At 69.1% G+C, this 11,321-nt stretch carries 11 protein-coding genes; 10 read left to right on the plus strand and 1 reads right to left on the minus strand.

The window, feature by feature from the left end:
* On the minus strand, positions 1-701 hold a 701-nt coding region (locus tag VKN16_27260; protein ID HME97919.1), incomplete at its 3' end, for a hypothetical protein.
* A gap of 162 nt (positions 702-863) precedes the next feature.
* Here VKN16_27260 and purE point away from each other — a divergent pair.
* The 10 genes from purE to VKN16_27310 all read left to right on the plus strand — a co-directional run bounded on the left by purE (position 864) and on the right by VKN16_27310 (position 11,264).
* Complete coding sequence (purE, locus tag VKN16_27265; protein ID HME97920.1) at positions 864-1,388, plus strand: 5-(carboxyamino)imidazole ribonucleotide mutase; 525 nt, start codon at positions 864-866, stop codon at positions 1,386-1,388.
* Positions 1,385-2,068 carry an iron-containing redox enzyme family protein gene (locus tag VKN16_27270; protein ID HME97921.1) on the plus strand — a complete coding sequence of 228 codons (684 nt, stop codon included), beginning with the start codon at positions 1,385-1,387 and terminating at the stop codon, positions 2,066-2,068. Before purE ends, VKN16_27270 begins: the two co-directional genes overlap by 4 nt.
* Positions 2,065-2,376, plus strand: a complete 312-nt coding sequence (locus tag VKN16_27275) for a Rieske (2Fe-2S) protein (protein HME97922.1) — start codon at positions 2,065-2,067, stop codon at positions 2,374-2,376. Before VKN16_27270 ends, VKN16_27275 begins: the two co-directional genes overlap by 4 nt.
* On the plus strand, positions 2,373-2,819 hold the full coding sequence (locus VKN16_27280; protein HME97923.1) for a heme-binding protein: 447 nt from the start codon (positions 2,373-2,375) through the stop codon (positions 2,817-2,819). Before VKN16_27275 ends, VKN16_27280 begins: the two co-directional genes overlap by 4 nt.
* Before the next feature lie 116 nt (positions 2,820-2,935).
* The gene (locus VKN16_27285) at positions 2,936-4,786 is read left to right on the plus strand and encodes a tetratricopeptide repeat protein (GenBank protein HME97924.1); all 1,851 of its coding nucleotides are present in this window, start codon (positions 2,936-2,938) and stop codon (positions 4,784-4,786) included.
* Between the two features lie 33 nt (positions 4,787-4,819).
* A complete protein-coding gene (locus VKN16_27290; GenBank protein HME97925.1) occupies positions 4,820-5,596 on the plus strand; it encodes an ABC transporter ATP-binding protein in 777 nt (258 codons plus the stop codon).
* Positions 5,593-6,384 (plus strand): ABC transporter permease, encoded by a 792-nt coding sequence (locus tag VKN16_27295; protein HME97926.1) that lies wholly within the window; start codon positions 5,593-5,595, stop codon positions 6,382-6,384. Before VKN16_27290 ends, VKN16_27295 begins: the two co-directional genes overlap by 4 nt.
* Complete coding sequence (locus VKN16_27300) at positions 6,381-7,445, plus strand: ABC transporter substrate-binding protein (GenBank protein HME97927.1); 1,065 nt, start codon at positions 6,381-6,383, stop codon at positions 7,443-7,445. Before VKN16_27295 ends, VKN16_27300 begins: the two co-directional genes overlap by 4 nt.
* A gap of 4 nt (positions 7,446-7,449) precedes the next feature.
* Positions 7,450-9,645 carry a hydantoinase/oxoprolinase family protein gene (locus VKN16_27305; GenBank protein ID HME97928.1) on the plus strand — a complete coding sequence of 732 codons (2,196 nt, stop codon included), beginning with the start codon at positions 7,450-7,452 and terminating at the stop codon, positions 9,643-9,645.
* Entirely contained in the window at positions 9,645-11,264 is a 1,620-nt protein-coding gene (locus VKN16_27310; GenBank protein HME97929.1) for a hydantoinase B/oxoprolinase family protein, read from the plus strand. The genes VKN16_27305 and VKN16_27310 overlap by 1 nt, the downstream gene beginning before the upstream one ends.
* Positions 11,265-11,321: the final 57 nt, after the last annotated feature.

Consider the following 11,321-nt stretch of genomic DNA (forward strand, 5'->3'; position numbering starts at 1 on the left):
TAGATCCATACGGTGGGCGAAGTGAATCCGCCCGCTGCAAGCTGGGGATACCAGATGCATGTCATGACGACCACTGGGCCGATGCCGAGCGCTCGCATGAGCACAGCACGAATCGGAACACGAAACACCACCGTCGACACAGCGAGCCACAAAACGGCCACGGCCACCCACAGCACGTGACTGACATACAGCAGGACGCCGATTCCGAGGGCGGAAACGGCGTTGATCCAATGGACAGAGTCCCGCCTACGGCCCGTCGTCAGAAGCAGCCACAAGCCGAATATCGGCCACCCAACCGCGAAGCCGTAGAACCCCCAGTAGGTCGTCTTGGTGAAGAACAGCGCCGAGGCAAGCGCCGCTGCGGCAACCGGTCTGTTTCTACGATAGGCAATGAGATGAAAGGTCGTGACCCACAGGACGCCGACCATGAGCATGCCCACGCGTCCCGCCGCGGCCGGTCCGGCGATGGCCCACGCGCCGGCCAGGACGAGATACTGCAGGCTGTAGGGCGTGAGCCATTGTATCCGGTAGGGGCCGGACGGGTCCTGCCACGCCTCCTGGAACAAGCGGACCTGGGCGACGTGCTGAGGCAGATCAGTGATGGGCGGGAAGCGCACGAGCAGGAACGGCAGCGCCACCAGCACCGAGCAGATGAGCCAGCCCACGAGATAGTGGGAGATCGGCGCGGCGGCGGGCGACACCGCTGACGGAGTCTCGGACTCCGTCCATGAAACCCGATCAGCCAGAAGAGGTCGCGACATGGAGGCGATGCTCTTCCTCAATGAAATCACGACACTCGACGTAAATTTCAGAACTATTTCGCCCCGGATCGGGCGCCGACGGTCTGCTAGAATGAGCGGCCTATGACACCCTCCACCCCGCTCGTGGGCATTCTCATGGGCTCGAAGTCGGACTGGGAAACCATGGCCAACGCGGCGAAGGCGCTCGACGCGCTCGGCGTCCCGTACGAGGTCAACGTGATGTCGGCCCACCGCACCCCGGCGCTGGTGGACGAGTACGTGACCGGCGCCGAGGGGCGCGGGCTCGAGGTCATCATCGCGGGCGCGGGCGGGGCCGCTCACCTGGCCGGCGTGTGCGCGGCACGCACCGCGCTGCCCGTCCTCGGCGTGCCGATGCAGTCGAAGGCCCTCAACGGGATGGACTCGCTGCTCTCCACGGTACAGATGCCGGCAGGCATCCCGGTCGGCACGCTCGCCATCGGCAACGCGGGAGCCACCAACGCCGGGCTGCTCGCCGGCGCCATCCTCGCCAACAAGTACCCGCACATCCGCGCGGCGCTCCGCAAGTATCGCGACGCGCAGACCCAGGCCTTGATGGGCCAGACCGACCCGCGCACAAGCGACACCTCGCAGGGAGGCAAGCCATGACCAGCATGAGCCCGTTCCGCACCCGGCTCGAGCAGGCGGTGAATGCCCGGCACAGCCGGATGAATCCCTTTACCGAGAAATGGGTCAACGGCGAGCTGACGCGTACCCAGCTGGGCCAGTGGGTCTGTCAGCACTACCAGTACGTCTCCCAGTTCGCCCGCTGGTGCGCCACCGTCTACGGCACCTGCCCCGATCCCGACGCCCGCGATTTCCTGCTCGAGAACATCATCGAGGAGGAGTCGGGCACCAAGCACGTGGACCTGCTGATCCGGTTCGGCGAGGCCTGCGGGGTGAGCCGGACCGAGGTCGAGGGCGCGCGACAGCTGCCGAGCACGCGCGCGCTGACCGCGTGGTGCTACGAGACGGCGCGGAAGCCGTTTCACGTCGCGGCGGCGGGCCTGCTGGTCGGCCTCGAGTCGCAGGTGCCCGGCATCTACAAGCGGAACCTTCCCCCGCTCAAGACGCACTACGGCTTCACCGACCACGAGGTGGAGTTCTTCGCGATCCACATCGAGGCGGACGAGGTGCACGGCGAGCGCGGCTACCAGATCGTCGAGCGGCACAGCACCACCCCGGACAGGCAGGCCGAGGCCGCCGACACGGTCCGCGAGGCGACCGAGATGCGCTGGCAGTACATGACGGGCCTGCATCGCGCCTTCGTGCTCAAGGAAGACGCGTGAGCGAAGCCCGACGGGTCGCCTCGCTCGACGAGGTCCCGGCGGGCCGACCGACGCTGGTGCAGCTCGACGGCACGCGCATCGTGCTGGCCCGGCTGGGCGATACCGTGTACGCGTGCGGCGACGTGTGCTCGCACCGCGGCGGCCCGCTGAGCGAGGGGAAGCTGAACGGCAACCGGCTGGTCTGCCCCTGGCACGGATGGATGTACGACGTCCGGACCGGGCAGTGCCTCTTCCCGGGACGCGGCGCGGCGGTTCCCAGCTATCCGGTGCGCACGGACGCGGGCGAGATCTTCGTGGAGCTGCCGTGATCACGATCAAGCGGCTCACTCTCGAGGACGCCCTCGTGCTCCTGCAGGCGGCCGAGCGGAAGGCCCACGAGATCGGAGTGGCCGAGACGATCTGCGTGTGCGATGACGGTGGCCATCCGATCGCGCTGCACCGCATGACCCAGGCCCGCATCACCGGTGTGGAGATCGCCATCGCCAAGGCATTCACCGCGGCCGGCCATCGCCGCGCCACTCACAAGTTCAACCAGCCGCCGGGCGGTCCCGCCCTGCCCGGCAACGAAGCCTTCGGCATCCACGCCATGCATCCCGGCCGGTTCGCGGTCTTCGTGGGCGGGTTCCCCATCGAGGTCGACGGCGCCGTGGTGGGCGGTATCGGCGTCAGCGGAGGGAATGGCGAGCAAGACACCGCGGTGGGAACGGCCGCCCTCGAGGCCTTTCAGCGTCACCTCGCTTCCGTTTCTTGACCCTCTAATTCTGCCCTCGTAGACTGAAGGGGATGTTCCTCCCTTCCGCGGCGAGGCCGCCGCAATCTCGTCGGATGGTTCCGACCACCGCCGCGGCAGTATCCGATTCTGCGCCCGTGCTCGTCTCCTCCCGCGTGGCGCGTACGGTGGCGTGCTCGCTCGCGGTGGCGACCGCCCTCGTGACTGTGCTGGTCTTCTTCCCCGCCCTCCGGGCCGACTGGGTCGACTGGGACGACCAGACGAACTTCCTCGACAACCCGCACTACCGGGGCCTCCAATGGTCCCGGCTTCAATGGATGTTGACGACGAACTTGATGGGGCACTGGATCCCGGTGACCTGGCTCACCCTGGGGATGGACTACGTCGTCTGGGGGATGAATCCATTCGGCTATCACCTCACGAATCTGCTATGGCATACCGCGAGCGCCGTCCTGTTCTACCTCGTCACTCGACGCCTCCTCGGGCTGACCATGCCCTCGGCGTCGTCGGTCGTGCGCAGCGCGGGCGCGGCGGCCGCCACGCTCTTCTTCGCGATTCATCCGCTCCGAGTTGAATCGGTCGCGTGGATCACCGAGCGTCGCGCTCTCACGTCCGGGTTCTTCCTCCTGCTCGCCGTGCTTTCCTACCTGAAAACCCACGAACGGCCACCGGAGGTGCGCGCCGGATGGCGCCTGGTCGCGCTCGCATCCACCGCGCTCGCCCTCGGCTCGAAGGCCATCGTCATGGGCCTGCCGCTCGTGCTGGTGATCCTCGACGTCTACCCGCTGCGCCGGCTCGGTCCGGGCTTTCGCGACTGGCGGAGCTCTCGCGGCAGGTCGGTGTGGCTCGAGAAGATCCCGTTCGCCCTGCTCGCGGCGGCCGCAGCCGTCATCGCGTTCAATGTCCAGCGCAGCACCGGGTACTTGACCCCGGCGACGCTCGAGACTCGGCTGGCGATCGCCGCCTACAACGTGTGGTTCCACGCGTGGAAGACCTTCGTGCCCTTGAACCTCAGTCCGGTCTACGAGCTACCCCTCTCGGTGAGCCCGCTCGAGGGACCCTATCTGCGGAGCGCCGTCGCGGTGCTGGCGATCACGGCAACGGTCTGGATCGTTCGTCGCCACTGGCCGGCGGGCCTGGCGACGTGGGCGTTCTACCTGGTGATGCTCGCGCCGGTGAGCGGTATCGTGCACACCGGTTACCACCTCGGCGCCGACCGCAACACCTATATCGCCTGCGCGGGCTTTGCGGTGCTGGTGGGGGCGCTGGTGGCCCTGGTCGGCGACGCCTGGCAACGCGGAACCCTTCGCCGCATGATCGCGGCGCCCGCGCTCGCCCTCTGCCTCGCGTGGATCGTCGGCCTCGGCCTGTCCGCGAGCATCCAGACCACGGTGTGGCAGGATTCCGAGACGCTCTGGCGCTACGCGGTCGAGATCGATCCCGCGTGCTCGGTCTGTCAGCATCATTTCGCGGTCAGCATGGCCCGCCGCGGCAACCGCGCCGAGGGGGTAGCGGCCTTCGAGCGCGCGATCGCCTTGCGGCCCGACCGCTCCGAGTACCGCGCCAACTACGGCGTCGTGCTCATGGAGATGGGGCGTCGGGAGGAAGGCCTGGCCGCGCTGCGCTACCGCGTTGCCGACAATCCCCGCGACCTCGGGGCGCGGCGCAACTTCGCGCTCGCGCTCATCCAGGATGGCCGTCCCGCCGAGGCGATCACGGAGCTGGAATCCGTCCTGCGGATGCAGCCCGGCTGGGTGCCGGCCCTCGATACCCTCGGTCAGGCCTATCTCGTGGCCGGCCGCGTCGAGTCGGCCATGGGCGCGTTCCGGCGCGCCATCGCCGCGAGTCCGAGGGACCCGATCGCTCACCTGGGCCTCGCGCGCGCCTATCTCGCCGGGGGAGACGGAGCCGCCGCGCGCGAGCAGATCGCCATCCTCGAGACGATCGATCCCGGACTCGCCGCGCGGGTCGCCCAGGAGTTCCAGTAGCCTGCACCGATTTCGTGTAGACTGCCCCTCGCAGTGGTCACGGAAGCCATCTCGGTCGAACGCCTGTCGAAGCTCTACGCCACGCGGGACGGCGGGGTCGCCGCGCTGGAACGGATCAGCTTCTCCATCGGCGAGGGTGAGTTCGTGGCGGTGGTGGGGCCGTCGGGCTGCGGCAAGTCCACCCTCCTCAAGATCCTGGCCGGCCTCCTCGCGCCCAGCGGGGGCGCGGCCTCGCTCCGGGGCACGGCGATCGCGGGCCCCCGGCGGGATATCGGCGTGGTCTTCCAGGCCCCGGTGCTCTTCCCCTGGCGCACCGTGCTCGACAACGTGCTGCTGCCCATCGACGTGCAGGGCCTGGGCCGCGATCGGTACCTGCCCCAAGCCATGGACCTCCTCTCGCTGGTCGGCCTGCGAGACTTCGAGCGCCGCTATCCGTGGGAGCTCTCGGGCGGCATGCAGCAACGGGTCGCGATCACCCGGGCACTCGTTCACGATCCGGCCATGCTCCTCATGGACGAGCCGTTCGGCGCGCTGGACGCGATGACGCGCGAGCACATGAACCTCGAGCTGCAGCGGATCTGGCTGGAGAAGAAGAAGACGGTGTTCTTCATCACCCACTCGATCCCGGAAGCGGTGTTCCTGGCCGACCGCGTGCTCGTGATGACGCCGCGCCCCGGGCGCATCGTCGACGACTTGCGGATCAAGCTCGTCCGCCCGCGCTCCCTCGATGTCATGGCCACGCCCGAGTTCGGAGAGTACACGCGCCACATCCGCGCGCTCTTCAGCGTCAAGGGAGGGCTCGACGCGTGAGGAGCGGCCGGAACATCACCCTGAGCGTGCTCCTGTTCTGCGCGTCGATCGGGCTCTGGGAGGCGGTCGTCCGTGGCTTCGACATTCCCGCTTTCATCCTGCCGCCGCCGTCACAGGTGGCGATGGCGCTCTGGCGCGGATTCGCGAGCGGCCTCTACCTGCAGCATCTCGCCCACACGCTGCTGGAGACCATGCTGGGCTTCGTGGCCGGATCGGCGCTGGGGCTGATCCTGGGCACCCTCGTGGCCATGAGCCGCCCGGTGGAGTTCTTCCTCTATCCCTACATCGTGATGTTCCAGTCCCTCCCGAAGGTCGCCCTCGCCCCGCTGATCGTGGTGTGGTTCGGGCTCGGGCTCACCTCCAAGGTCATCAATGCGGCCTTGATCGCGTTCTTCCCGCTACTCGTCAACACCATGGTCGGCCTGCGCTCCGCCGACGAGGAGCGCGTGAGCCTGATGCGCTCGCTCGCGGCCAGCGAGCGGCAGATCTTCTGGATGCTGCGGCTGCCCAACGCCCTGCCCTTCGTCATGGCCGGGCTCGACGTGGCGATGATCTTCGCGCTGATCGGCGCGATCGTGGCCGAGTTCGTAGGGGCCCAGAAGGGGCTCGGCATGCTCATCCAGTCGATGAACTTCAACATGGACGTGTCCGGACAGTTCTCCATCCTGCTGATCCTCTCGGTGGTGGGACTGATTCTCAACCGCGGGGTCATGATGATCCGCAAGCGTGTCCTCTTCTGGGACCCCTCCGAGAAGGAGCGGGCCGAACAAGAAAGGGTCAGTGCATGATCGCTCGCCTCGTCGCCCTCGGCGCTTCCCTGCTCCTCACCCTGTCCGCGGCGCCGGACGGGGCCGCACAGACCAAGGTCCGCGTCGGCTGGTGCGCCAAGACCGTCTCGAGCGCGGCCACTCCCTTCGCGATCGCCACCAAGATGGGCTGGTTCAAGGAGGACGGCGTGGAGGTCGAGCTGGTGCCCCTCTCCGGCTCGGGCGATTGTGTCAAGACGGTGGCCACCAAGGAAGTCGCCTACGCCCTGCCGAGCGTCGAGCCGCTGGCCGCGGCGCGGCCGCAGGGAGTGAAAGCCAAGATCTTCTACACCGCATACCAGGGCAACATCTACGGCATCGCGGTCCCGGCGGACAGCCCGGTGCAGAAGATGACCGATCTCAAGGGCAAGAACATCGGCGTCATCTCGATGGGATCGGCGGGCGTGCATATCGCCCGCGCCCTCGCCGCGACCAGCGGCATGGATCCGGCCGTCGACATCAACGTGGTGGTCGCGGGGGAGGGCGCCCAGACCGCCGCCATGGTGCGGAGCGGACAGGTCGCGGCGCTGAGCCAGTACGACACCCAGTACGCGATGGTCGAGAACGCAGGCGTGAAGCTACGGGTCTTGGACACCAAGGACATCGACCGCTATCCCTCCAACGGGCTCCTCGCCCTCGAGGACACGCTGAAGACGCGGCCGAGGGAGGCCGCGGCAGTCGCGCGCGGCTACGCGAGGGGCACGATCTTCGCCATCAACAATCCGGAGGCGGCGATCCGCATGCTGTACGAGGTGTACCCGCAGACGCGCCCGACCGGCAAGGACGAGGCCACCGCGATCCGCGACGACGTCCGCGTCCTCCAGGCGCGGATCGTGAACTGGAAGCTCGACAAGGCCGGCGTGAGCAAGTGGGGCGAGAACTCCGAGACCAACTACGCGGCCTACGCCGAGTTCCTGCTCAAGTGGGGCGTGATCAAGCAGAAGGTCGACGTGCACGATCTGATCACCAACGAGCTGATCGGGTCGATCAACAACTTCGATCCGGCCAAGGTGGCGGCCGAGGCCCGCGCCTACAAGAGGTAGTCCCATGGCTCCTGGAGGAAATCCGTCTCGTATCGGCGTCGACATCGGCGGGACCTTCACCGACCTGGTGTGGGTGGACGAGGCCACCGGGGCGGCCCGCGTGGGCAAGCTGCTCACGACTCCCAAGGATCCGTCCCAGGCCGTCGAGGAAGGCGTGGTGATCCTGCTCCACGAGGCGGGGGGCACCGCCGCCTCGGTGGGCGCGCTGATCCACGGCACCACCCTGGCCACCAACGCGCTGATCGAGCGCAAGGGCGCCCGGGTGGGCCTGCTGACCACCGCCGGCTTCCGGGACGCGGTCGAGATCGGGCGAGAGGGCCGCTACGACATGTACGACCTCTTCATCGATCCGCCGATCCCCCTCGTGCCCCGGCAGCTGCGGGTCGAGGTCACCGAGCGCGTCCGGGCCGACGGCTCGATCCTGCGTCCGCTCGATGAAATGCAGGCCCGCGACGCCATCGGCCGGCTCGCCACCCTCGGCGTCGAGGCGGTGGCGATCTGTCTGCTCCACGCCTACCGGAACCCGGTCCACGAGCAGGCCCTCGCGCGGCTCTGCCGCGAGCTGCTGCCCGGTGTACCGGTCTCCTGCTCCTCCGACGTGGTGCCGGAGATCCGCGAGTACGAGCGCACGTCCACCACCAGCGCCAATGTCTACGTGATGCCGCTGATGGCGCGCTACCTCGACGATCTCGAGCGCAAGCTGCAGGCCCTGGGCGTCCCGGGCCGGCTCTACGTGATGATGTCGGCGGGCGGGATCGCGACCCCCGAGACGGCGAAGCGGGTGCCCATTCGTCTCGTCGAATCCGGCCCCGCGGCCGGTGCCCTGGCCGCGGCGCGGATGGCCCGACAGGTCGGCGAGGAGCGCCTGCTCTCCTTCGACATGGGCGGGACCACCGCGAAGGCCTGCGTCATCGACCGCGGCGAGCCGCAGCTGGCGCGCGAGTTCGAGGTCGCGCGCGCCGATCGCTTCAAGAAGGGCTCCGGGCTGCCGATCCGCGTGCCGGTGGTGGAGCTGATCGAGATCGGCGCGGGCGGCGGCTCCATCGCGCGGGTCGACCGCATGGGATTGCTCAAGGTCGGGCCCGACAGCGCGGGGGCCGATCCGGGGCCGGCGTCGTACGGGGCGGGCGGGCGCGAGCCGACGGTCACCGACGCCGATCTGCTCCTCGGTTACCTCGACGCGGGCTTCTTCCTGGGCGGGCGGATGCGCCTCGACGTGGAGGCGGCCCGACGCGCCGTCGAGGAGCGCGTGGCCGGGCCGATGGGCCTCGGTCTCACCGAGGCGGCATGGGGCATCCATCGCGTGGTCAACGAGAACATGGCGGCCGCGGCCCGCGTGCACGGCATCGAGCGCGGCAAGGACCTGCGCGGATATCCGCTCTTCGCCTTCGGGGGCGCCGGACCGGTGCACGCCTGGCACGTCGGCCGGATCCTCCGGGTGCCGCGCGTCATCATTCCTCACGGCGCGGGTGCCTTGTCGGCCTACGGCCTGCTCGCGGCCCCGCTGGCCTTCGACTTCGTCCGCACCGCCCCGCAGCGGATGGCCTCTGCCGACTGGGCCCAGATCAATCGTTTGTTCGACGAGATGGAGGCCGAGGGCCGGCGGATCGTGCGCGGCGCCGGGGTGCCGGACGCCGACATCGCGGTGCGGCGCAGCGCCGAGATGCGCTATCTCGGACAGGGACACGAGGTGGACGTGTCGATCCCGCTCGGCCCCCTCGGCCCGCAGAGCGTCGAGGCCATCACCACCGCGTTCGAGGCGGCCTATCGCCTTCTGTACAGCCGCACGCCGCAGGGCGTGCCGCTGGAGGCGCTCAACTGGCGCGCCGTCGTCTCCGGGCCTGCCCCCGACGTTCTCGGGTCGCCCGCGGCCGGGGGGAGTCCGGGGGCCATTTCTGGGCCCCCGCATCCAACAGAGCCTTCAAGAAGTAAACGGTCGACCGCGGCCGGGGGGAGTGCGGGGGCCATTTCGGGGCCCCCGCAGATGAAGACTCGCCGCCAAGCCTATTTCCCCGAAGCCGCCGGCTACGTCGACACCGCGGTCTACGACCGCGACGCGCTCGCCCCCGGCACACGCTTCACCGGGCCGGCCATCGTCGAGGAGCGAGAGTCCACCACCGTCGTCGGGCCGGGCGCGACGGTGACCGTGGACGCCCATCGGTCCCTCATCCTCACGCCGTCTGCCGAGGAGGCACGCTGATGGACCCGATCACGCTGGACATCTGCTGGAGCCGGTTGATCGGTGTCGTCAACGAGCAGGCCGCGGCCTTGATGCGCACGTCGTTCACGTCGATCGTGCGGGAGGCGGGCGATCTCTCGGCGGGTGTGTTCGACCGCCGGGGCTACATGATCGCGCAGGCGGTGACCGGGACCCCCGGCCACATCAACTCGATGGCGCTGGCCATGAAGCACATCCTGGCCGCGTACCCGCTGGAGCGGCTCGAGCCGGGTGACGTGCTCATCACCAACGACCCCTGGAAGACGTCGGGCCACCTCAACGACGTGACGGTCTGCAACCCGGTCTTCCGCGGCCGGGACTGCGTGGCCTTCTTCGCCTCCACCTGCCACAGCGCGGACATCGGCGGCCACGTGCTCTCCGCCGAGGCCCGGGAGGTGTACGAGGAAGGCCTCTTCATCCCGATCATGAAGCTCTACGAGGCCGGTCGCCTGAACGAGTCCCTGGCCGCGATGATCCGGGCCAACACGCGGGTGCCCGACCTGGTCATGGGCGACTTCCACGCCCAGGTGGCCGGCGGCAGCGTCGGCGGCGATCGGCTGCTCGAATTCATGGACGAGTTCGGCCTCGACCGGCTCGAGCCGCTGGCCGACGAGATCATCGGCCGCACCGAGCGGGCCATGCGCCAGGCGATCGGCGCGCTGCGTCCCGGACAGTATCGCTACTCGCTGACGTCGGACGGCTTCGACGAGCCCATCACGATCCACGCCTGCTGCACGGTCGACGGTGAGGACCTGTGGGTGGACTTCACGGGCTCGTCGCCCGCGAGCCGTCGTGGCATCAACGTCGTGATGAATTACACCGAGGCGTACACGACCTACGGCGTCAAGGTCATCGTCAGCCCCGACGTGCCCAACAACGAAGGCGCGTTCCGGGTCCTGCGGATCACCGCGCCGGAAGGCTCGATCCTGAACGTGCAGCACCCGGCCCCGGTGGCGGCCCGGCACATCGTCGGCCACTTCCTGCCCCACGTGGTGGCCGGCGCGCTGAAGGAGGCGCTGCCGGACCGGGTGATGGCCGAGGGCTCCGCCAATATCTGGGGACTCCAGCTCACCGGCAAGCATCGTGACAGCTCCCCGTGGGTCTACACGTTCTTCAGCTCGGGTGGCACCGGCGCCCGGCCGGCTCAGGACGGTCTGTCGGCGACCGCGTTTCCCTCCGGAGTCCTCGGTACGCCGGTCGAGGTCGTCGAATCGCTCGCCCCGCTGCTGATCGAGCGCAAGGCGCTGCGCGACGGCTCGGGAGGCGACGGACGGTATCGCGGCGGGCTCGGGCAGGTCATCGCCTTCCGTGTGCAGTCCGACCAGCCGGCGACCTGTTCGGTGCTCTGCGACCGCACCCGCATCCCGGCGCAAGGCTTCTTCGGCGGCGGGCCCGGACTTCCTGGCCAGGTGCTGATCAACGGCCGTGCCCCGGCGAATCCCAAGGGCGAGCAGACGCTCCGGCCCGGCGACCTCGTCGAGGTCTTGTTGCCCGGCGGCGGCGGGTACGGCCCCCCGGCGGAGCGCGACCCGGCGCTGCGCGCGCGGGACGTGCAACAGGGCTACGTCACTGCCGGGGGCTCGGACCTCGCGGCGGGCTGACGTCACGTCCCCGGGCGTCGCGGGATGAGCGCCCGGATCCGGCCGATCGCCATCGCC

The organism is Candidatus Methylomirabilota bacterium (genome assembly GCA_035315345.1).
Taxonomy (GTDB): domain Bacteria; phylum Methylomirabilota; class Methylomirabilia; order Rokubacteriales; family CSP1-6; genus CAMLFJ01.

Excerpts from the sequence above, each read along its gene's own strand:
- VKN16_27310 (HME97929.1), top strand. The coding sequence starts at position 9,645 with ATGGACCCGATCACGCTGGACATCTGCTGGAGCCGGTTGATCGGTGTC.
- VKN16_27305 (HME97928.1), top strand. The coding sequence starts at position 7,450 with ATGGCTCCTGGAGGAAATCCGTCTCGTATCGGCGTCGACATCGGCGGG.
- purE (HME97920.1), top strand. The coding sequence starts at position 864 with ATGACACCCTCCACCCCGCTCGTGGGCATTCTCATGGGCTCGAAGTCG.
- VKN16_27270 (HME97921.1), top strand. The coding sequence starts at position 1,385 with ATGACCAGCATGAGCCCGTTCCGCACCCGGCTCGAGCAGGCGGTGAAT.
- VKN16_27300 (HME97927.1), top strand. The coding sequence starts at position 6,381 with ATGATCGCTCGCCTCGTCGCCCTCGGCGCTTCCCTGCTCCTCACCCTG.